Origin of the sequence: Myxococcus guangdongensis (genome assembly GCF_024198255.1) — a bacterium.
Taxonomy (GTDB): Bacteria; Myxococcota; Myxococcia; order Myxococcales; family Myxococcaceae; genus Myxococcus; species Myxococcus guangdongensis.
Map to the genome: position 1 here is coordinate 958694 of NZ_JAJVKW010000002.1, position 21772 is coordinate 980465.

Annotated in this window: 17 protein-coding genes; 6 read left to right on the top strand and 11 right to left on the bottom strand. The window is 71.4% G+C overall.

Annotated features, from left to right (window positions below; translation table 11 throughout):
* The first annotated feature begins 286 nt into the window (after positions 1 to 286).
* Together LXT21_RS08710 and LXT21_RS08715 are read left to right on the top strand one after the other, a co-directional pair.
* A complete protein-coding gene (locus LXT21_RS08710) occupies positions 287 to 1624 on the top strand; it encodes an AHH domain-containing protein (RefSeq protein WP_254037618.1) in 1338 nt (445 codons plus the stop codon).
* 19 nt (positions 1625 to 1643) lie between these two features.
* The gene (locus LXT21_RS08715; protein ID WP_254037619.1) at positions 1644 to 2219 is read left to right on the top strand and encodes an imm11 family protein; all 576 of its coding nucleotides are present in this window, start codon (positions 1644 to 1646) and stop codon (positions 2217 to 2219) included.
* Positions 2220 to 2228: 9 nt separating this feature from the next.
* Here the strand turns inward: LXT21_RS08715 and LXT21_RS08720 are convergent, their stop codons facing one another.
* From LXT21_RS08720 to LXT21_RS08735, 4 genes are all read right to left on the bottom strand, one after another.
* On the bottom strand, positions 2229 to 4802 hold the full coding sequence (locus LXT21_RS08720; protein WP_254037620.1) for a coiled-coil domain-containing protein: 2574 nt from the start codon (positions 4800 to 4802) through the stop codon (positions 2229 to 2231).
* 48 nt (positions 4803 to 4850) lie between these two features.
* Entirely contained in the window at positions 4851 to 5885 is a 1035-nt protein-coding gene (locus tag LXT21_RS08725) for a trypsin-like peptidase domain-containing protein (protein ID WP_254037621.1), read from the bottom strand.
* A gap of 210 nt (positions 5886 to 6095) precedes the next feature.
* Entirely contained in the window at positions 6096 to 8525 is a 2430-nt protein-coding gene (locus LXT21_RS08730) for an alpha-2-macroglobulin family protein (RefSeq protein ID WP_254037622.1), read from the bottom strand.
* Positions 8522 to 11608, bottom strand: coding sequence for an MG2 domain-containing protein (locus tag LXT21_RS08735; protein WP_254037623.1), 3087 nt, complete (start codon positions 11606 to 11608; stop codon positions 8522 to 8524). The genes LXT21_RS08730 and LXT21_RS08735 overlap by 4 nt, the downstream gene beginning before the upstream one ends.
* Positions 11609 to 11715: 107 nt before the next feature.
* On the opposite strand from LXT21_RS08735, the gene LXT21_RS08740 reads away from it, so the two are divergent.
* Entirely contained in the window at positions 11716 to 12909 is a 1194-nt protein-coding gene (locus LXT21_RS08740; RefSeq protein ID WP_407666974.1) for a hypothetical protein, read from the top strand.
* Here LXT21_RS08740 and LXT21_RS08745 read toward each other — a convergent pair whose 3' ends face one another.
* Complete coding sequence (locus LXT21_RS08745) at positions 12910 to 13191, bottom strand: hypothetical protein (protein ID WP_254037625.1); 282 nt, start codon at positions 13189 to 13191, stop codon at positions 12910 to 12912. It abuts the gene before it with no gap.
* An 87-nt stretch (positions 13192 to 13278) separates the two neighbouring features.
* Positions 13279 to 13473 (bottom strand): hypothetical protein, encoded by a 195-nt coding sequence (locus LXT21_RS08750; RefSeq protein ID WP_046710946.1) that lies wholly within the window; start codon positions 13471 to 13473, stop codon positions 13279 to 13281.
* Between the two features lie 231 nt (positions 13474 to 13704).
* Between LXT21_RS08750 and LXT21_RS08755 the strand changes: the two genes are divergently transcribed.
* Positions 13705 to 13914 carry a hypothetical protein gene (locus tag LXT21_RS08755; RefSeq protein WP_254037626.1) on the top strand — a complete coding sequence of 70 codons (210 nt, stop codon included), beginning with the start codon at positions 13705 to 13707 and terminating at the stop codon, positions 13912 to 13914.
* A 55-nt stretch (positions 13915 to 13969) separates the two neighbouring features.
* On the opposite strand, the gene LXT21_RS08760 is transcribed toward LXT21_RS08755, so the two are convergent.
* Positions 13970 to 14359: a hypothetical protein gene (locus tag LXT21_RS08760; RefSeq protein ID WP_254037627.1), complete on the bottom strand. Its 390-nt coding sequence runs from the start codon at positions 14357 to 14359 to the stop codon at positions 13970 to 13972.
* A 262-nt stretch (positions 14360 to 14621) separates the two neighbouring features.
* Between LXT21_RS08760 and LXT21_RS08765 the strand changes: the two genes are divergently transcribed.
* Positions 14622 to 14933 carry a hypothetical protein gene (locus LXT21_RS08765; protein ID WP_254037628.1) on the top strand — a complete coding sequence of 104 codons (312 nt, stop codon included), beginning with the start codon at positions 14622 to 14624 and terminating at the stop codon, positions 14931 to 14933.
* Between the two features lie 139 nt (positions 14934 to 15072).
* On the opposite strand, the gene LXT21_RS08770 is transcribed toward LXT21_RS08765, so the two are convergent.
* From LXT21_RS08770 to LXT21_RS08780, 3 genes are all read right to left on the bottom strand, one after another.
* Entirely contained in the window at positions 15073 to 15747 is a 675-nt protein-coding gene (locus tag LXT21_RS08770; protein WP_254037629.1) for a hypothetical protein, read from the bottom strand.
* 124 nt (positions 15748 to 15871) lie between these two features.
* Entirely contained in the window at positions 15872 to 16672 is an 801-nt protein-coding gene (locus LXT21_RS08775) for a nucleotidyltransferase family protein (RefSeq protein WP_254037630.1), read from the bottom strand.
* A gap of 162 nt (positions 16673 to 16834) precedes the next feature.
* The gene (locus LXT21_RS08780; RefSeq protein ID WP_254037631.1) at positions 16835 to 17740 is read right to left on the bottom strand and encodes an AEC family transporter; all 906 of its coding nucleotides are present in this window, start codon (positions 17738 to 17740) and stop codon (positions 16835 to 16837) included.
* Between the two features lie 908 nt (positions 17741 to 18648).
* Between LXT21_RS08780 and LXT21_RS08785 the strand changes: the two genes are divergently transcribed.
* Positions 18649 to 19920: an MDR family MFS transporter gene (locus tag LXT21_RS08785; protein ID WP_254037632.1), complete on the top strand. Its 1272-nt coding sequence runs from the start codon at positions 18649 to 18651 to the stop codon at positions 19918 to 19920.
* Between the two features lie 75 nt (positions 19921 to 19995).
* On the opposite strand, the gene LXT21_RS08790 is transcribed toward LXT21_RS08785, so the two are convergent.
* Positions 19996 to 21471 (bottom strand): M57 family metalloprotease, encoded by a 1476-nt coding sequence (locus LXT21_RS08790; RefSeq protein ID WP_254037633.1) that lies wholly within the window; start codon positions 21469 to 21471, stop codon positions 19996 to 19998.
* Positions 21472 to 21772: the final 301 nt, after the last annotated feature.

Here is a 21772-nt window from a genome sequence, read left to right on the forward strand (position 1 = left end):
GCCTCCGCATCCTTCTTCAGCCCGACAAGGACGGAGATCGCAATGAACTCCGCGAACGCAACAGCCAGGAGCAGCAGACACCACCCGGTCATACAGGGCCCCCTTCCAGCAATGATTCACACCAGCATCGAGTGGAGCCCCATGACCGGCCATACCACCCGAGGGGTAGAGACATCGATGTCCGGGGCCTGCGTTCGCGGAACCTCAACAGTTGGGGGGCGTCTGAACGTTGTCAGCCCTTCACGATACTCATCGCAGGCCGCAGGACTCTCGCTGGGGAGACTTCATGGCCGCGCACCAGATGGCTTCGTTGCTCCTCCTGATGATGGTCACAGGATGTACGACAAGCCGGGTCGTCCGGCTGGACACGGAGCTCGATTCCTTCGTCGTCACTCCGCACGAAGCACCTGGCGCGGAACTGTCCGCAGCCGAAGTCGAGGATGACGAATATGAAGAGGCGCTCACCGAACTGGCCCGCGACGTGCGCCGTTTCCGCCATCCGTTGCAGGAGGCACGAGAACTCTTTGGCGTGCCGTCGCGCAGCGGAGTCTATCGGTTCGAGCAGCGCCCAGCGCGACTCATCCCCCAGCGGGATGACGTAGATGGACCCCGCCTGCTGGAGTCCTACGCGGATGATGCACTGACGCGCTCCTATGGCCACTGGTGCGAAGTCAAGGACCGGCCCGGAGACTGCCTGCATCTCCTGGACGAGGGCCCGCTACTGGCCAGTGATGGCAAATACGTCTGGGCCTTGGCCATCGCCATGGACTCCGTTTGGGATGAGACCGCTGAGGCACTGGAGGACATGACGGACCCGGGCGCCGTCATGGCGACCTTGACGGCCTCGGTCACGATGTACCTCCTGCTCTGGTCTCTCCCCGAGCCGATCTCGAAAGGTGTTGCGGCGACGTTGACCGCTCTCGCCATTGCCTACCTCGGCGTGGACACGGTGTGGCGGCTGCTGGATGGCTGGCTGATGCTGGTGCGGGAGGTGGACCAGGCCACCCGCTTCGAGCAAATCGACGCTGCGGGACAAGCCTACGGCGAGGTGCTCGGGGAGAACGCGGCGCGCGTCTTCGTGATGCTGGCGACGGTCGCCATCGGAAACACCGCCGGGCTCGCCGCCAGTTCGACGCGGCTACCTGCCTCCGCGCCAGCGGCACTCGCCGTGGAGACCCAGGCGGGCTTCCAGTACGCCGCCGTCAGTGGTGTGCGGTCCGTTGCCCTGACCTCTGAGGGCTTCACCATCGCGCTCGCGCCCAACGCCGTCGCCATGGCGAGCCAGGGGATGCGAGGCAGGAGCGAGCGTCACCACATCGCCACGAACAAGAACGACGTCTCCACCGCGCGCGGTGGTCCGTGGACACCGCGGTTCCGTGAGCTCTTCCAACGGGCCGGGATGAAGCTCAAGGACCCCGAGAACATCGTCGAGGTCGTTGGCCACAAGGGGCCTCATCCCGAGCGATATCATCGGTTCGTGATGGAGCGACTGGCGAGGGCATTGGGGAACTGCCGGAGGATGGTAGATTGCCGGAAGCGACTCGCAAGCGAACTGACGCTTCTCGGCAAGGACGCCCAGACCCCAGGTTCGTATCTCCACAGGCTTCTGACTCAACGAAAATGAGGTCGTCAGGTCGTCCACCATGCCGAAGCGCTCTCGTTACTTCAGGCTCGCTGAGCATGTTCAGGCTGGCAATTGGTACCTCGGGACTCCGCTAGACGAACGGGGACAGGAACCGGATGACCTCTGGGAGTTTACATCGGGGCGGCCCACCAAGACGCATGGCCGACTGACGATCCCCCTGCAGGAAGCTGGGAAACGACGTGACTTCAGCCTGGCGGGCGTCAGCATGACTCCCGTCATTCATGTCAGAGTAGCAACCCTCTTCGCGGAGCTTGCACCTGGGGACGTTCAACTGCTCCCCGTGGACATCGCGGGCTGTGCCGACGAGTACGTCATTCTCGTCGCCACGCGGCTTGTCCGCTGCATCGACGACGCGGCGACGGAGGACGTCCTCTATTGGAAGCCGGAGGATGACCGGCCCGACATGCTCGGCCAGTACCGCAGCGTCTTCGGCATGAAGCTCGACCCGACACGGGTCGGTGACGCCAAGGTGTTCCGCACCTGGGGCTGGCCCGTCGCGCTCATCGTCTCCGAGGACATCAAGACCGCCCTGGAGCGAGCCAAGGTCACCGGCGCTGAGTTCGAAGAAGTCTGACCCCGTCTGTCAGGACTCCCCGCCCGCGCTCGCGCCGCCTCGGCGGTCCACTCGGGTCAACAGGCCCGCGAGTCCCTCGAAGCTGGCGTTGCCCACTTGATGCAAGCCGAAGCCCCACAGGAACGCCGTCATCCCCGCGCCAAAGCCTCCCCACGTCGGTGAGAAGACATTGAGCAACTGAAGCCCCAGCACCACCGCCACGCCCGTCAGCAACACCAACATCGCCAGCTCCACCAGCCACAGGTGGCGCGCCGACGGCAACGGCATCCCCTCCAACTCCCCCAGCGCCCCGCCCGCGTCCTCCGCCCCCACGGGCGCCTCCGGCAACGCGGGCAGGCTGCCTCCCGTGGGCGCACTCGCCGAGGGCACCTCGGGCAATGACGGCGACGAGCCCCGCTCCACGAACGGCATCGGAATCCCCGGTCGTCCCATGCCGACCCCCTGGGAGCTCGGATACCCCTCCAACGCCAGCTGCGCCTTGTCCGCCTTGTACTCCGCGTCCTGCAACGTCTCCGGCGTCAGCGCCAGCTCCGCCTCGTTCAGCAACGCCTGGATGTGACCCAGCTCGTGCAACTGCCCCTCGCCCTCCGCCTCCCCCCGCTTGCGCGACACCTCCGCGCGCAACCCGGCAATCCGTAGACGCACCTGTCCCGTCTGCGCGCGATGGAGCGCATCCCTCGCCTCGCGATACCTCGCCGAGGCCTCGTGCGGCGACTCCGCCGCCAGCGCCAGCATCGCCTCGCGCAGCTTCGCCTCCGCCGCGTCCAGGTCCGCCTTCTGCCCCTCCGTCGCCGTGCTGCGCGCCTCCTCCACCGCGCCACGAAGCTCCAACAACAACCGCCGCACGTAGTGCGCGTACGCCCCCTGGTACAGCCGGAAGCCCTCATCCACGTTCACGTCCGCGCGCGCCCGCGCCTGCTTCAACCGCTCCTTCACATCCGACGTCAGCTCCCGCCACTCCTCCAGCGAGAAGCCCCGGGGATTGCGCGGCGACGCCACCGCCTGTGACAACTCCGCGCACAGGACATCGAAGTACGAGCGACGCGCCATCTCGAACTGCTGCCGCGCCGTCGCCACGTCCCCCTGCCCCAACCGCGCCCTCACGTCCTGCAGCAACGGCAACAACTCGTACGTGAGCCGGAACCCCAGGCTGTCCTCCCCCAACTTCTGCGCCAGTGCTCGCGCCTGCGCCTCCAACTCCTCCAGCTTCGCCTTCAACCCCGCCCGCGCCAGCTCCTGCACGTTCTGCCCGCGCAGCACCTTGAGCTGCTCCTCCAGTCGCTCCGCCGGCACCGTGCCCATCCGCAGCGACGTCTCCGCCTCCTCCAGCGCCGCGCTCGCCGACTCGGGGCGCATCTCCGCCGGAAGCGCCCGCAGCTCGCGCGAACAGCCCCGCCACGCCTCGTACAGCCGCAGCTCGGACTCCACCCGCGAGAGCTCCCCGTCCGCCACCCGGCCACCCCTCACCGGCGAGCGGATGCGCGAGATGAGCGCGTCGATGCGCCCACGCACCTCCAAGCCCACCTTGCGCGCGTCCTCCTCCTGCCCCTCCAACAACACGCTCATCCGCCGCCGCAGCACCCGCGCCCGCTGGAGCTGCTGCGCCCTCGGCCGGATGCTCTGCGTGTACAACCGCACGCCATACGACGACACCGCGCCCGCCGCGATGAGCAGCGCCCCCCACAACCACGGCGTCCTCACCCACACCGTGAAGGGCTGCTCCACCGCCACGCCCTGCGGCACCGCCATGCGCACCGTGCCCGTGTACTCGCCCGGCCCATCCAGCCCCTTCAACCGCATCAACAGCGTGCCACTGCCATTCGCCGCCACCGTGACGCCCTCCACCGTGGCCAGGTCCAAATCCCTCCCATCCTTCCCCCCACCCTCCAACCAGAAGTCCGCGCCACCGAAGCGCGGCTGCACCAGCGTGGCCCCCAGGTCCGGCGCCTTGTGCGCGAGCTGGAGCAGCCTCGGCACCGACACCTCGCCCGTCACCCCCGCCGTCTCCTTGAACGGCAGGCGCACCGTCGCGTCCACCACGCCGAAGCCCCACCCCGGCGCGGCCACCGCGGGCGACGTCGCCACGAACTGCACCGCGGGCACCGCCTGCACCCGCGTGACGAGGAGCGACGTCGTCTCCCGCCCACCCGCGTGCACCAGCACCACCTGCCCCGTGTAATCCCCCGCCGCCGGCAGCCTCCCGGACACCTCCACGTGCAGCGGCGAGCGCGGGGACAACGGCGCCACGCCCGCGTCAGCCGAGGCCGTCTCGCGCACCACCGCCGTCAGCGCCACCTGGGAGCCGTCGCTCGCCTGGAGCGGATCCACCAGCACCGTCACGCCGCCGGGCAACCCGTCCTCCACGCCCGCGTCCACGGAGGGAGGCGACAACAGGTCCACGCGCAGCACCGCGCGGAAGTCCTCCGACGTCGTGCGCAGCTTCACCTCGTTGCTGGCCGTGGCGCCCGCCACGCGGAGCCGCGACTGGGCGCTCGCGCCATGCCACGGCGTGACGAGCCACACGAGCAGGGCCAGGAAGCAGGAGCCCCGACCACGGAGGAAGCGGGCATCGAGGACGAACATCCACCGACGATAACAGGCGCGCCCCCCGCCTCCAGTTCGCGCCCGCCCTCACGTCCAGCCGAGCAGCGCCTTCACCTCCGGGGACAGCCCATGGCGGATGGTGTCCGTGGGGATGCCCTCGTTGTGACCGGTCGCGGACGGCATGCGCGGCCCGCCGCTGTGATGCAGCGCGACGAGCCGCAGGTCCTGCGTGAAGCAGGGCGCCCCCGAGGAGCCCGGGCTCGTGGACGTCCGATAGGACACCCGCGTGCGCGAGGCGTTGACGCCCAGGAACTCGTCGAGCGCCACGCTCATCGGCTGCCCCTCCGGGTGCTGGACGATGAGCGCCAGCTGGCCGGGGATGAGGGGCGTGCGCTCCTCGGGCAACTCCAACCAGCCCCTCGGCGCGTCCTCCACCCGCTCGTCACCGGGCGCGCCCTCCACCTGGAGGAAGGCGTAGTCGAGCTCGCCCACCGTCGCCTCCCTCGGACGCGGGTGCATCAGGTCCGCGGGGCTGTACGGGCTGCGCGCGATGCAGCGCTTCACCGCGTACTGCTTGCCCGGCTGCAAGAGCGTCCGGTCCGGCAGCACCTTGTGGTCGAAGCGCACGCGCAACGACTCCAGGAGCCGGTTCTCGATGACATGGAAGTTGGTGAGCACCACGTCGCGCGACACCAGGAAGCCCGTGCCCAGCGAGGCCCCCACCACGGGCTCCACCCGACACACGCGCCGCTCGATGGCGGACAGGCGCTTGCGCCACCCGTCGGCCGCGCCCTGCTCCCACACCGGGCCGACGATGCGCTCCAGGCTGCGGCGCGGGACGCTGCGCTGCACCGACGCGAGGTAGCCTTGCATGAAGCGATTCAAGCGCGGGTGGCGCGGCTGGGCGCCGTGCATGCCCGTCACCAGCTCCCGCGTCCACCCCTCCGACTCCGCGCGGAGGATGAGCCCCGACGCCCGCTCCCTCGGGCCCCCCTTGGGCACGAGCAACTCCAAGTCGCGGTGGCAGACATTGGCCACCACCCGACGCAGCTCCTCCACCGAGGGGAAGGCCCCCAGCAGCGCCAGCAGCAACTCGTCTCTCTCCGCGCCGTCGAGCTCCATGGTGCCACCCGTGAAGAACCGCTGACGAGGCCTGCCCCGGCCCGCCGCCGCCGCCGTGACGCTCCTGTATTCTCCGCACGGCGCGACGGGATTCCCAGTGGAAGCGGCCCGCATGCCCTGACGTGCAGGGCCCCACCTCCTGGCAGGCCCCCCCACCCCATGGCCCCAGCCCCTGAGGCCCGGGGCCGGGAGTCGACGCGGACACCGCGCTCAGCGCACCGCCCAGGTGGCGGGGGGGACGTAGGAGACCAGGTCCGGCCGCGCCACCACGCGCAGCGACGACGCGCCCGTCTGGAGCGTGCCCGCCAGCGTGGGGATGACGCGCAAGCGCGCCTGGAAGGGCGTCCCCGGACCGCGCGGCGGCAGCTTCAACGTCACCGCGCCGTCCTCCGACGTCCAGGAGGACACGCTGCCAGAGGCCACCAGGGCATCCAGGCTCGCCGCGTCCACCTGCGCGCCCGCCGGCAACCCGTGCCGCAGCTCCAGCGCGAGGCCCGAGGGCGTGGTCGCCTGCAACGTCACCTCCACCGGCTGGCCCACCTTCGCCTCACGGGGCGAGGCCACCGCCAGCTCCAGTCCTCGCGAGTCCTCCTTCGCCCACGGCACCGCGGCGGACAGCGCCAGCGCGAAGCCCAGTCCCGGCACCGCCGGCTCCGCGCGCACCGTCCACGCATGCGCGCCGGCCGAGCCCGTCGCCGGGGCCTCCATCACCAGCACCTCGCGCAGCGCCTTCGCGTCGTAGGTGCCCTCCGTCACGGCCTGGCCGTCGCGCTCCAGCACCACCCGCACCCGCGCGGGCAGGGGCTCCTTGAAGAGCGACACCACGGCCCTCAGCGCCAGCCGGTTCGCGCGGCCGTTGCCCCAGCCGGTGGACGGCGCGTAGCCGGACAGGAGCGACGCGCCCAGGTCCGCCAGGGGCGCCTGGGGGTCACCCTCCAGGCCCAGCACCGCCAGCGCGGTGGCCTCGGCCTCGGTGGGGGACTCGCCGTTGGCCGCCACCACGCCGGACTCCACCGGCAGGTACACGGAGCCGTCCTCGCGCTTCTTCAGCGCGTCGCGCACCTGCGCCCGCAGCGCCTCCCGCAGCGAGCCCTTCACGACGCCACTCGAGAGCAGCGCCGCCGCAGTATAGCCGTCCTTCACGTGCGCGCGGTTGCGCTCCAGCGCGCCCTCCGCCAGCGCCGTGAAGCGCGAGGCGCGCCGGGCTCCCGCGGGGCTCCCCGACGCCGCCACCACCGCGCGCGCGCAGTCCGCCGTGGCCACCAGCAGCCGCTGGAGCGTCCAGCCATCACCGCCCTGGCACGTACCATCCGGCCGCTGCGCCTGCGCCACCCAGCCCGCGAGCCGCTCGCCCAGCCGCGCCAGCACCGGGTTGTCCGGATGCGCGAGCGCGCCCTCCACCAGCAGCGTCCCCGCCACCACGTCCGGCGTGCGCGACATCCGCAGCGCGCGCTGCGTGGCCTGCGCCACCAGGACGCGAATCGACTCCGCGTCCACCAGCCCGCCCGAGGACTCCGGAGGCATCGCCACCCGGCCATGGCTCGGCGAGAGCGCGGAGCGCACCGCCTTCGCCGCGTCGGGCTCGCCCAGCGCCGTGAGCAGCTCGGGCGCCTTGCCCGCCAGCAGCAGCGCGTGCGCCACGTCCTCCACGCTCGCGCGCCCGCCCGCCGACGACAGCTCCGAGCGCAGCACGCCGAGCCCACCCGGGTACACCTGCAGCCGCACGCGCTCACTGCCCTCCTGCGCGTCCGCGGGGCCCGTGAGCGACAGCGTGCGCGGCGTGGCCAGCGTGCCGCTGCGCGTCTGCACCACCGGACGTCCCGTGGGCCAGACATCCAGCGGACGCTCCACGCTGTCCGCGTCCCCCAGCGCCGCGCGCACCGCGACGGGCCCGGGGCCCGCGACGCGCACCGTCACGTACTCCACCACGCTGCCCCGGGCCGGCACGCGCACGGTGCGAAGGCCGCCCTCCACCACCGCGCCCGTCACGGCCACCTTCAGCGGCGCCTCCACGGCGGACTCCGTGGTGTTCACCACCTGCACCGGCACCCGCGCGGTGTCTCCCGCGCGCAGGAAGGCCGGCACCACCGGGTCCACGTACGTGGGCAGCGTGCCCGCGAAGCTCGTGACAGCACCCGCCTGCGCGCCCGAGCGAGAGTGCGCCAGCGCCAGCACCCGCCAGCGGGTGAGCCGGTCCGGCACGCGCACCGGGAGCGTCGCGGCGCCCGAGTCGTCCGTCACCACCAGCGGCTCGAAGAGGAACGTCTCGGGGAACCAGGCGCGGCTCGGCGCACCCTCGTCCTGGGGCTTGGCCTCGTCCTTCGTCGGGCCGCCTCGCGAAGCGCCCTTCTTCTTGCCGAAGAAGCCATCATCCATGCCGCCGATGGCCACGGCGCCCGGTCCACCGCCGCCCTCCGCCTCCTCCATCATCGGCTCTGCCACTGCCTCCATCGGCGCCGCGGCCTGGGCCTTCAACGCATGAATGGACTCGTCCCTGTCCACCAGCCGGACCTCGTTGAACGAGCCGGCCAGCGCGTCCGCCGACGAGCGCATCAGCGGCTGCGCGGCGAAGAGCACCAAGAACACCGCCACCACGCCCGCGATGAAGCCCACCACTCCGACGATGACCGTGCGCTTCATGGCGCCTCCCGGGCAACCCACGCGTTCCAGTTCTCCACGTCCTCCGGCAGCCGCGTCCCGCGCGACACCACCGCGCGCGGGTCCGTCAGCTCCAGCAGCGCCTGGGGCAGCCGCGACAACCGCAGTCGCTGACCATACGCATCCGTCACCTTCTCGCCGCGCGCCTCGCAGGCCGACAGCGCCTGGGCCCACAGCTTCGCCAGGCCCTCGGGCGCCAGCGTCTCCCCCTCGGGCGCCTTCTCCTCCCACTCGCGCACCCGCGCGTGCAGCTCCGCGAGCACCGCGTAGAAGGGCTCGGTCAGCTCCACGTCCGGGTCGAACTCGCTCACCTTCAGGCCCCGCACCCGCGTCTCCGTGTCCACCAGCGTGGGCACCGAGCTGACCCGCAGCAGCGCCGCGGCGGCCGCGTTGGAGCCCCGGATGCGCCCCTGCGCCAGCGCCACGCCATCCAGCACCCCGAAGGCGGGCGAGGACACCGACGGAGAGGGACGCAGGCTCGACAGCGCGTCCCCACCCGGCAGCGGCACCAGCTGCCCCAGCGTCTCGTCCACGCCGACCAGGCCCACCGCCGCCGAGCCGTCCTTCCCATCCACCCGCGTGCGCACGAGCAGCCGCGCCAAATCGCCCGGCGCATACGCCGGCTTCTCCGGCGACACCTCCACGGACAGCCGCGCGCGCGGCGCCACGTACACCCGCGCCCGCGTCCCCTCCCACTCGGCCTCCGCCCAGCCCTCGAAGTCCTCCGGCAACCGGAAGCGCGCCGAGGTGGCGCCCTTCTCCAGCTTCGTCACCAGCGTCTGCTTGCCAGCCTGGAGCCGCAGCTCCTCGGGCAGCTTGCCCTGGAAGGATGGGCCTCGCATCAGGTCGATGCGCACCTCCTCGCCACCGCGCGCCAGCACCGGCGTCGCGCGCAGGCGGAAGGGCGGCAGGCTCGCCGGGCGCAGCAGCCACTTCGTGTCGCCCACCGGCTTGCCCTCCACCGTCGCGGCCACCTTCAGCTCGTAGCCCAGGAAGGTGGTGGCCTGTCCCTCGCCGTCGTCCTCGCCCTCACCTCCGGCGGGGTGGACGACGAGGTTGACGATGCCCATGGCCTCCAGCCCCGTGTCCTCACCGGAAGCGGAGGCCTTCAGTCGCGAGAAGCGCTCCTGGATGCACGCCACCGTGGACACCCCCAGCGTGCGCTCCACCCAGGGCCGCGAGGACCAGGACGTCGTCAGCGCGCCCTTGGCGCCCAACCGCCAGCCCAGCGCCAGGGGGAACAGGCTGCTCGTGGACTGCGTCGAGGGCACACAGGCCCGCGCATCCCGGGACGCCTCGCCGAGCGCCTCCATCAACGCCGTCGCGGTGCCGAAGGCCGGATTCACCTCCAGCTCCAGCCACGGCAGCCCCGGGTCCCGCACCTCGAGGCTCAGCGACAGCATCCGCTCACGCCCCGCCGGCAGCGTGCGCGTGCGCACCGCCTGGGCCAGACACCGGGAGAGCGCGTCGCTCGCGCCCACCACGTCCACCACCGCGCCCCCCGCGCCCACGCGCGCCGCCAGCGGCACCTCGCGCACCGAGTCCTCCGGCAGCACGAAGCGCGCGCACGGGAAGAACGCGGGCAGCCAGGCCTCCACCGCGACGCGGTCCTGGAGCGACTCCTCGCCGTCCTCCTCCAAGAGGCTGCGCACCTCCGTCAGCGTCACCGAGGGCGTCGGCGGCGGGCGGCGCACCGGCATCGGCGGCACCACCACGTTGACGGGCGGGCCCGGGTCCAGCTGGAACGCCGCCACGCCGTCCTCGTCCGTCACGCCCCGCACGCCCTCGTCCTGGGAATCCCACGCGCGCGTCACCGTCAGCTCCGCGCCCGGCAGCACCCGTCCGTCCGGCGTGGTGGCGCGCAGGTACACGCGGTTGCTGAAGCCCTCCACCAACCCGTCCTCCAGCTCCGTCACCGAGGACACCGCGAGCGCGTCCTCCGACAGCAGCAGCGACACGCCGCTCGCGACCCGGTCACCCGCCGCGTCCTTCGCCACCACGCTCGCCGACAGCCGCGCCTGGCCCCGCAGGTCCTCCGGCACGCGCGGCAGCGTCACCTGGAAGCGGCCCGCCTTGTCCGTGCGCGCCTGGCCCGGCAACCCGCCCGCGCTCCACTCGGGAGGCGGCGGCCACGCGCCCGAGACCTCCCACGTCAGCTCCACCTCCGCGTCCGCCACCGGCGCGCCAGACGCGTACACCACCTGTCCCTCCACCTGGGGCACGTCACCCGCGCGCCAGTAGGGCCGCAAGCTCTGCGCCTCCACGCGGAAGCGCGGCAGGGTGAACGGCTTCACCGTGAACTGCGCGCGGGCCACCGCCTCACCGCTCGCCCACTCCACCGTCCACTGTCCGGTGGGCGCGCCGCGGTCCAACGGGAAGCCTCCCGCCACCACGCCCCACGGCCCCGCGGGGGCGCGCTCCTCGAGCACCACCTCGCCCGAGGGGTCCTTCAGGAACCACGTCCCGGGCCGCCCATCCAGCGGAGCCAGGTCCTTCGCGCGCAACACGACAGCGCGGAAGCGCACCTCGTTGCCCGGCTCATACAACGGCCGGTCCGTCAGCACGTGCGCCACCGCGGGCGCATAGAGCGGCAGCGGCATCTCCACCGTGTCCTCGCCCAGCGGCGTGGAGAGGCGGGCGCGCAGCCGGTAGTCACCATCCGGCACGTCGGGCAGCTTCACCGTGGCTCGCGACACCTCACCGTCGTCGCGCTTCCAGGGGCCGTCCTTCTCGGGCGTCAGCGGCGTCTGCTTGCCCTCGGCGTCCACCAGGAACAACTCCACCGAGCCGCGCCGCACCCGCGCCGTCATCCGCGCGCCCCGCGAGTCGACGCCGTGCGCGTCCACCCACGCGAAGACCTCGCCGGAGAGGTTCCGACCGAGTCCCTGTGCACCCAGGCTCACCGTCTGACGCAGCGTCCCCGCCGGGCAGCGCGCGAGCTTCACGCCTCGCAGCATCCACGTGGACACGCACACGTCCCAGTCCGTGAAGGCCCACAGGCCCGCCAGCAGGAACACCACCAGGCCCCCCGTCAGCCATGGACGGCGTCGCAACCGCTCTGTCATGCATCCTCCCCGAGTCCCTACTGTACGCCGGGACGCCCCCAAACCGTTCCCAGCGTCCCTTTTCGCGTACACGGCACCCATGCGGTAGCGTCGAGCGCTCCATGCCTGTGTCGCCACCCAAGCCCCGCGCGCCCCGCGTTCCCCAGGATGCCCTGCCCTCCCGCCTGGAGGCGCTGCTGCATTCCCTCACGGACCGACACCTGGCGGACCGGCTGGAGCGCGTGCACCGCGCGGCGGCGGTGGCCATCGACCGGCTGGGGCACCTGAGCATCGCCAAGTACGAGCCCACCACGGTGGAGCCCGAGGGCGGCGCGGACCTGGCCCTGTGGGAGACGATGGCGCCCGCCATCGGCGACACGCTGGTGGGCGTCAACCAGCTCGTCACCGCCATCCACCACGAGTTCCCCCCGCCGCCCGCGCGAGCCTCCTCGGACGGCGGCTGGGCGCCTCCCCCGGCCAGCTCCGACGAGCGGCTGGCGCAGGAGGTGGAGACGGTGCTGCACGCCATGGCGGAGCGGCTGTCCAAGCGCGTGTCGGAGCTGGGCCAGCAGATGCGCCGGCCGGAGGTGGTCAGCGACCAGTGGACGCTGATGGCCAAGCTGCAGGCCTTCCGCGCGGACTTCCGCGTGCGCATCGGCGACCTCGTGTACCTGACGGCCGCGGCCTTCGAGGACGTGCGGCGCGAGGACGTGGTGCCCGGCTACGTGCACCAGGTGGGCGCGCGCGCGGCCCTGCGCGCGGCGGCGGCGGACCTGCGTCGCTCGCTGCAGGGGCGCCTGGAGCGCGCGGCCAAGGCGGAGGCGCCCTCACGGCCCACGCTGGCGCGGCAGGCGGCCGAGAGCCTGTCCGCGTTCATCACCCTGCCCGCCTCGGTGGCGCTGCGCACGCCGCAGAAGCAGCACGTGCTGACCTTGCGCGCGCGCATCCAGGAGGCCGCGGGGAGGAGCGAGCTGCCCGCGGAGGCGCTGCCGGAGCTGGTCGACCCGTTCCTGGGGTTCCTCGACGAGGCGATGGACGAGGTGACGCGCACGTGGCTCACCGTGCATGACCGCGAGCTGTGGGCGTCGTGCGGCGCGAAGCTGGAGCAGGCGGAGATGCACCTGACGCTCGGCTCCCAGGGCGCGGCGCGCGTGCTGGCGGACGCGGTGGACACGGCCGCGGCGCTCTATGGTCGCTCGACGCCCTTCGACGGCTTCCTGCGCAAGGCGCGTCAGGAGGCCGCCGAGGGCCTGGACGAGGCGGGCTCCTGGGGCCTGCTCGAGCGCTTCCGCGAGCGCCTGGCGGCCCTGCCCTTCAGCTGACTACTTCTGCTGCGTGTCGGCGGGCAGCGCGGGCGCCTCGGGCTTCGGCGGCAGCACGCGCAGCTCGTTGAAGCGCTCCGCCAGCGTCTGCGGCGTCATCTCCTCCTGCCACTGCTTGGGGCTGGTGTTCCAGCCGAAGTCCGCCGGCACCTTGCCGCCACCCTGGTTGCGGTAGCCAATCATGTCCGGGAACTGCGTGCTCCAGCGGCCCGCGGGGTCCGGCTCCTGCGTGATGTACTCCCGGTTCGGGCGGTGGAGGAAGTTCTTGCTCGCGTCGCTCATGGCCCAAGCCTCTCCGAAACCCGGCCCCAAGGGTAGTCAGAAGCCACCAGGCCCGGCTCCCTGAGGCCGGGCACGAGGGCTCCCGGCTCAGGCGGCCTTCCGGGCCTTCCCCCGTCGCACGGGCGGCCACACCCGGGGACCGAGCTCGAAGATGGCCGCGAAGTAGCGCGCCTGCGCCTCGCTCGCGTACCGGTAGCGCCTCACCTCGCCGTCCGAGGTGACGACCTCGACGCCCCACCCCTTCTTCTCCTCGCGCACATCCACACGCTCCACACCACCCATGCCCTCCCCCTCTCGTGTTCCCGGCGCGTGGCAGATCAATCCACGTGCCAGTCGCGCCACGTCGGAGCCAGGGGTTGCGATGTCGCCCGGACGTCACTCGCGTCCGAGCCCGTAAGGAATGCAGGTGCGCTCGCCTGTCCGCCTGCTCCTTGCGGGATGGGGGCCAGCAGCATACGGGAGGGTCGGATGCGGTCGGCTTGTGCCGCGCGATTCCTGCGTTACTTGTGAGACATGACCGAAATCGAGAGCAACCTCGGCGAGCGATTCGCCGAATTCGTCCTTCCCGACGGCTGCGTGCTCTGCGGCGGAGAGGTGAGCGTGCGCGCCACTCCCTCCGGCGCGAACAGCTACTGCGCGCACTGCCACTGGTTGTCCAAGCCGCGCATGCGCGTGAAGGACAACGGCGTGGAGCTGTCCTTCGGCGCGACCGCCACCGCCTGAAGTCTTCCTCCGCGTCGAGCCCGGGAGAGGGCTCGACGCGCATCTCCCTCCTGACTCAGGACGCGCTACACGCCCACTGGCCCGTCGGCATGCAGTAGCAGTTGCCCACGCGGCGGTTGATGCAACACGAGCGCGTGCCGCCCACCGGTGAGCAGGAGCGTCCCGCCAGATACGAGCAGGCGCTGTTGGGCGACAGGCAGACGGAGGGGAACGTCGGGACGCAGATGTTGTGCAGCCCGTCGCACTCCACGGACTCGCCTGGATAGGTGTTGCACGTCGTGCCCTCGCACGTCACCGTCGAGCCGTTCGGACACGTCGTCGAACAGACGACCGCGCTCGAAATCTGCCCCAGCGAATCCTCCTCCGGCTCCACGACGCCGGTGCCACCGCAGGCCAAGAGACCGGACACGACGAGGGCCGACAACACACCCAAGCACAGCTTCATGGTGGGACTCCCTTTCCGCGGGAAGGATGGGCTCATACCCAACGCGCGAGCGGAGAGAGGGATTGAACCACGAACCCCAAGGGGACTCTCGCGAGTGCCCCGTGACTCACCATGGCGGCTGCATCCGGATTGCACGATTCCGCGTGGAGCGGCCCGCTGTGTCACCCGCCGGACGGGAGGCTATCTACAGACCCAGCGGGCCTGGGCGCTGCTGGCGATACAGGTACAAGTCCCCGCCCCATTCTGCGGGAGACAACACGATTTGGTGCTGCCGGGTGACGCGCACGGCTTGCCCGCGTGGGAGGAGCAGGCCCCGGCCGACGGGATGCAGCTCGGCGTGATGACGCAGGTGGTGGGCACGCCATCGCACCAGACACCGACCCCGTCATTCCCGGTGCACGTCTGGCCCTCACAGAAGACCGAGTTACCATTCGCGCACGTCGCCACGCAGATGACCGAGGCCGACACCTCCGCCTCCGGCGGCTCCGGCTCGACGGCGTCCGTGCCACCACACGCCCACAAACAGGACACGACCAGGGCAGACAACACAGCCGACGACAGCCGCATGATGTGACTCCCTCTCTCGCGAAGGATGGGCCCCCCAAAGGGCCCTCACGCACCGACGTGCGCGCGAGCAAGGAATTGAACCATGCGCCTCCCACGCAAGGACTTGCGGGGGACCTTCCGCGCCAACAGCACACACCGCGCTGGCGTCAGCGTCGGGGGGTGTCGCTCAAGCCGGGCCCCTCCAGCGTGCGCCCGGTGTTCGCGGGCGCCTCGCGCGGTGGCGCGGGTGGCAGGCCCTTGGCGGAGAGCAGCAGCGACAGGAGCGCGGCCTGCTCCGGGGTGTCGAGCGCGAGCACCGTCTCCGGCAGGCTCAACGTGACGGCGGTCGGCTCACCCTCCAGGTCCGGCTGACAGGTGCGCCAGCCGGTGTAGCGCCCTCCCGCCACCGTCAGCGAGTAGCTGCACCCGCCCACGTCCCCGGAGATGCCCACGGGCGAGAAGACGAGCGAGGTGGACCAGTTCGACAGCTCGCCGTCCACGCGCATGCCCTGCTCCGAGGAGAAGCGCGACAACTCCAGCCGCGTGTCCTCCACCCCCACGCGTCCCACGATGGGGCCTCGTCGCCAACCGAGCTCCACGTCGCCTCCACGCAGCGTCCCCTGGAAGGACGCCCCCGTGCGGCGCAGGTCGAAGCCGCCGCCGCTCAGGCGGTCCTTCCCCAGGGAGACGGCGAGGGATTGGTCGCCCACCTGCAAGCGGATGGGCCCCGTGCGCTGGGACGTGGCGAGCTGCGCGCTCGCGGGCGCGACGACACCGAAGGACAACAGCACCGCGCCGAAGCGGCCGAGCGCGCGTCGAGGTCCTGATGGGGGACGGGACACGGGACACCTGCCTTGTTCGCGAAGGGACACTGGAAGCAAGGTAGGGCCGTGAGCCCGGAAGGCACATGGGCCCATGACTCGGGGGCTCGCACGGTGGGACGTGGAGCCCCTCGAGTCCGGGCGCTCAGTGGGGCCCGTGCAGGCCCGGCGCCTCGCCGCTCGCGACGGAGTCCGCCTCGCGCTGGCGCTCCTCCTTGTCCCAGGTGTGCCCGTCCTGGAAGCCCCACTCGTCCACGTCCACCTGGTAGCTGACCTTGGACAGGATGCGCCCCCGGCAGATGCGCTCCTGCCAGTTGCCCGCGTCCACGGAGCCGCTCGCGCGCGCGAGCAGCTCGCGCATCAACCACTCCGGCACCGTGGCGCGGTCGGACGGATAGGCGAAGCGGAAGAAGAGCAGGTGCGAGAGCAGCACCTCCCAGTACCGGTCGAAGCGGCGCAGCAGGCGCTGCCAGTCGAACGTGGGCCCCACCTTCAACAACAGGTGGGTGAGCTCGTGGCCGTCGTAGCGCTCGCGCTCGAGGACGAAGGCCTTGCTCCAGAAGATCTCCTCCGCGGGCGGGACACGGCACGGACAGCCCAGCACCTGGGCCGGCACGGCGTGCTCGAACCACGCGTCATCCACGGCGGTGAAGCCGTTGCCGGAGCCGTAGATGAGGTCGACGAGGAAGTCCTCCCAGAAGGCCTTGTGCAGCCAGCCGTGGACCTCGCTCTCGGTGCGCCACTCGTGGCGCGCGAGCAGCTCCACCGCGCGGTCGCCGTCCTTGCGATGCAGGAAGAGGTCCAGGTCCTTCGTGTCGCGGTAGAGGCCCGTGTAGTGGGCGAAGGCGTAGGCCCCACCCACGAGGAACGGGATGCCTGCGTCGGTGAGAAGTTGGATGGCGTAGGTGCGCGCGCCCAGCTCCGCCACGGAGCGCCGCACTTCCATCCGCCTCGGGTCTCCTCCGGGTGCCCCGGAAGCCTTCGGTGGTTGCTCGGCCATGACGGAAGATAGGGGAGCCCCGGCTACATGTCAGTGAGCCGTCCAAACACCCGCCCGCAGAGCAGGCGAGCAGGCCGGACGCCCGCTCCCCCGAGCCCGGCGAAGGACTCAGCGCACCAGCCACAACATCAGCGGCGCGGTGGCGAAGGACAGGGGGATGCCCACGCCCACCATCAACACCGCCAGCTCCGGGTCCAGGCGGTGCTCGGCGGCCAGAATCGCCGCGCTCACCATGGGCGCCATCGCCGCCTGGAGCACGGTCGCCTGCACCACCATGGGCGACAGTCCGGGCAGGGCCCACAGGCCGAGCATCACCACGCCCGGCACCAGCACCAGCTTGTAGGACAAACCCAAGGCCAGCGCCGGCAGCCGCGCCCTCACGCCCGACAGTCGCAGCTGCAGGCCCACCGAGAACAGCGCCAGCGGTGTGAGCAGCGCGCCCAGCCGCTCCAGCACGGAGTCCACCCAGACGGGGTAGCCCACGGGCCGCAGGAGCAGCGCCAGCACCAGCGCCACGAACGGCGGAAAGGTCGCCACCTTCTTCGCCAGCGCGCCCAGGGGCAGCGCCACCTCCGCGCTCGCCCTCGCCGCCGCCAGCGTCGCGAGCGTGGACAGCACCAGGAACGAGCCGAGCTGATCCACCACCACCGCCACCGCCAGCCCTTCGGAGCCCAGCAGCGCCTCCGCCATCGGCAGGCCCACGAAGGCGGTGTTGCCCAGGCCGCCCGTCAGCACCAGCGCGGCCACGGACTCCTTGGACAACCCCAGCCTGGGCCCCAGCCACCGGAAGAACGGCCCCGCGGCCAGGTAGTACAGCCAGGGCACCACCGCGGCCACCAGCAGCGACGGTACGAACTCCAGCCGGTGCATCACGCGCAGCACCAGCGCGGGCAGCGCCACGTACAGCACGAAGGTGTTGAACGGCCCCGCGGAGCCCTCCGGGAACTTCCCGCTCCTGCGGGCCAGCACGCCCAAGACCAGACACGTGCCCAACAACCCGATGACCTGACTCATGACGCCCACGCCCTCCTGCTTCGCCGCGCCGTCCCACACCTGCCTCGAGGACGACGACGTCCCGCGCTGATAGCGCCAAGGAGTGGTCCCACGCCAGCGCCCCGGCGAGCAAACCGCCCCAACGCCACAACAAGGCCCTCGCAACCGCGCTCACTCGCAAGCCCCGGCGAGCAAACCGCCCCACCGCCACAACAAGGCCCTCGCCACCGCGCTCACTCGCAAGCCCCGGCGAGCAAAACGCCCCACCGCCACAACAAGGCCCTCTCCACAGCCACAACAAGGCCCTCGCCACCGCGCTCACTCGCAAGCCCCGGCGAGCAAAACGCCCCACCGCCACAACAAGGCCCTCTCCACCGCGCTCACTCGCAAGCCCCCGCGAGCAAGCCGCCCCAACGCCACAACAAGGCCCTCGCCACAGCGCTCACTCGCAAGCCCCGGCGAGCAAACCACTCCACCGCCACAACAAGGCCCTCGCCACAGCGCTCACTCGCAAGCCCCGGCAAGCAAACCGCCCCACCGCCACAACAAGGCCCTCTCCACAGCGCTCACTCGCAGGCTCCGGCGAGCAAACCGCGCCAGTGCCCGCGAGGCCCTCGCCACCGCGCTCACTCGCGGGCCCCGGCGGGGCAACCGCGCCAGTGCCCGCGAGGCCCTCGCCCAGCCCTCACTCGAGAGCCCAGCGCCGCGAACTCGGTTCGTCCCAGCCTCCGTCAGGGCCTCATCGAGCGGCCGTCCCCGGAGCCTCTGGCGCAGCGCGAAGCACGCACCCCCACCGCCGTCGCTCCCATGCCCGACCTCCCCCATCCGCCCCACTTGAACTCCTCTGAGCACCAAGCAGCACCACGTTCCACGGGCTCCCGCGGCGGCCCGTGCATGGGCGTTCGCGCTGACACATGCTGCGTGCGCACATGAGTTCGCGATGGACGACGAGCGCGCTGGGCAGGGCCGTACATGAGATGGCCGGCGGCCTGCCGCGCACCTACTGGGTGCTGTGGGTGGGCACCCTGGTCAATCGACTGGGCAGCTTCGTGGTGCCCTTCCTCGCGCTGTACCTCACGCGCGAGCGCGGCTTCAGCGTGGAGCAGGCGGGCCTCACCGTGTCGCTCTACGGCGTGGGCGCGGTCATCGCCAGCCCCCTGGGCGGCATGCTCGCGGACCGCGTGGGCCGGCGCCTGACGCTGGCGGGCGGACTGTGGCTCGGCTCGGTGGGCATGCTCTTCCTCGGCTTCGCGCGTGAGCCCTCGTCCATCGCCCTGGCCGCCTTCTGCCTGGGCATCATGGGCGAGCTCTACCGTCCCGCTGTGTCCGCGGCGGTGGCGGACGTCGTCACGCCCGAGGACCGGCAGCGCGCCTTCGGCCTGCTCTACTGGGTCATCAACGTGGGCTTCGCCGTGGCGCTGCCGCTGGCGGGGCTGATGGTCCGCTTCGGCTACGTGACGCTGTTCGTCGCCGACGCCATCACCACGTTCACGTATGGGTGCTGCATCTGGTTCCTCCTGCCGGAGACGCGCCCCGCCCGCACCGCGTCGGAGGACGCCCAGGCCCCCGGCGCCCTGCGCTCGCTCCTGACGCCCTTCCTGGACCCCACCTTCGTCGCCTTCGCGCTGCCCATCCTCGGCGTGGCCATCATCTTCCATCAGAGCCAGGTGTCGCTCCCGCTGGACTTGAGCGCGCGCGGGCTGACCGAGGCGCAGTTCGGCGCGGTGCTGTCCGTCAACGGCCTGCTCATCGTCGCGCTCCAGCCCCTGTCCCACCGGGCGCTCAAGCACCTTCGCCGCGCGCACTCGCTGGCGTTGGCGGCGGCGCTCACGGGCCTGGGCTTCGGCCTGCACGCATTGACGGGCAACGTGGCGCTCGCGGCCCTGGCCGTGGCCATCTGGACGCTCGGGGAGATGGCCCAGGCACCCGTCGCGCCCTCCGTCGTCGCGGACCTGGCGCCCGTGAGGCTGCGCGGCAGCTACCAGGGCGCGTACCACATGCTCTGGGGCCTGGCGTCCAGCGCCGCGCCCGCGCTCGGGGGACGGGTGCTGGGGCGCGCGGGCACGACCACGCTGTGGCTCGGATGTCTGGTGCTGGGGCTCGTCTGCGCGGTGTGGCAGCTCGTCATCGCCCCAGCCCGCCGCCGCCGCCTGGATGCACAGCGCGCGGTGGGCGCGCAACTGAGCCCACTCCTGGACTGAAAAAAGACCACGGGCGGCCTCCCCGACTCGGGAAGACCGCCCGTGTTTCACTCCCGGGTGTCGGGAGCGAGTGGACTACGGCTTGGTGTAGCTGATGGCCAGGCTGTACGAACCCGACGAGTAGCCACGGACCTGGACGTACGCGCTCGTCTGACCGGCCGGCACCGTCACATCGCACGTCTCGGCGGCGCCCGTCAGGTACGGACGGCACGTGTACGAGGTGGTGGTGGGCGCGGAGCCGAAGCTGACGTAGAGGTCCGGATCACCCGAGCCCGTCATCACGACCTTGAACGTGCTGCCCGCCACCACGGTGTACGCGGGGAAGTTGGTGACGCTGCCCGAGGCCACCGTACCCGTCTTGCTGTCCGTGGCGGGCGTGCCACCCGTCGCCGGACGGGTGTAGTTGATCGTCAGCGTGAAGGTGGCGGCCGTGTAGCCACGCACCATGACGAACGCCGTCGTCACGCCCGCGGGCACCGTCAGGTTGCAGGACTCGGACGCGCCGTCGAGGTACGGGCGGCAGTCGTACGTGGCGGTGGTCGGGGCCGCGCCGAAGCGCACGTACAGGTCCGGGTCACCCGTGCCCGTCATCGTCACGTTGAAGGCCGTGCCGGGAACCACCGAGATGCCCGCGAAGGCGTTGTTGGTGCTCGCCGCCACGGTGCCCGTGAGCGTCGTCGTCGTCGGGGTGCCCGTGCCAGGACCCGGCGGCTCCGGGTCCGTGCCGCCCGGCGCGCCGTAGAGCGCCACGGCGCCCTGCTCGTCCAGCGCGGTGATGACCAGGTCACCCGTCTGCGTGCCGTTGCACTGCGGGTAGTGCATGACCGACTTCGCGTCGTACGGGGTCAGCTGGCGCCAGCTGTTGTCCTCGAAGCAGTTCCCGGCGTTCGCCTCGGGACGGGTGTGCTCGTGGCGGAAGCCCAGCGTGTGGCCCAGCTCGTGGCGCAGGATGCCCGCGAGCGTCCACGGCGGAATGCTGCCGAAGGCCGAGGTGTCGATGAGCACGTTGCGGTTGGCGCGCGTGTCGTTCGGGAAGAACGCGCGAGCCAGGTACTGGTCGCCCGAGTTCACGATGCGCACGTCGAAGACGACGTTCTGGTTGCTCGCGGTGCAGCTGCCGTCCTGCGCCACCACGTGCACGAAGTCCACGTTGGCCACGGCCTCCCAGGCCTCGGCCGCGCTCTTCATGGCCGCCACCGCGGTGTTGTACCGGGTGCCGAACGACGTGGTGCTCACGCAGTAGGTGATGTTCTTCTTCTGCGTCGCGTTCCACGCCGCATCCACGCCGCCCGGGCGGTGGACGATGAGCTGCCCGTCGCGCACGGTGTTCTCATAGAACTCGCGCAGGTGCTTCTCGGTGGCGAACGGCGTGTCACCATCCGCGATGTAGATGCCGGTGTCGGGCTCCTGGTACACGCCCGAGAGGAACTCCTCCCACGACATGCCCTGGCTGACCTCCTCGGAGGGGGGAGGGGTGGTGTTTTCGCCGCCGCCGCAACCGGCCAGCAGCGCCAGGCCCGCGAGGGCACCGACAATCTTGGACTGGGACATGAACATCCTTCTTCACAGAGGAACGAGGCTCCCGGACTCCCACAGCCCGGGGACCCCTGCCCTGAGCAGGTGTCATGCCATCCAGGTAACTAGCGGATTTCCCTTAGGTGACGACTGAAACACCCGGTATCCACGGAGCGCATGGACTCCACGCCTCCGTGACCGAAGCGTAAAGACTCGTCACATTTCGAAATACGAGTTCTTTGATTTCAAAGGGTTACAACGCCGCAACGAAAGTGTCCTGACACAGGACACCTGAGTGGAAAGGTGTCGCGGGTCCGGACGGACTCTGGTTACAGGG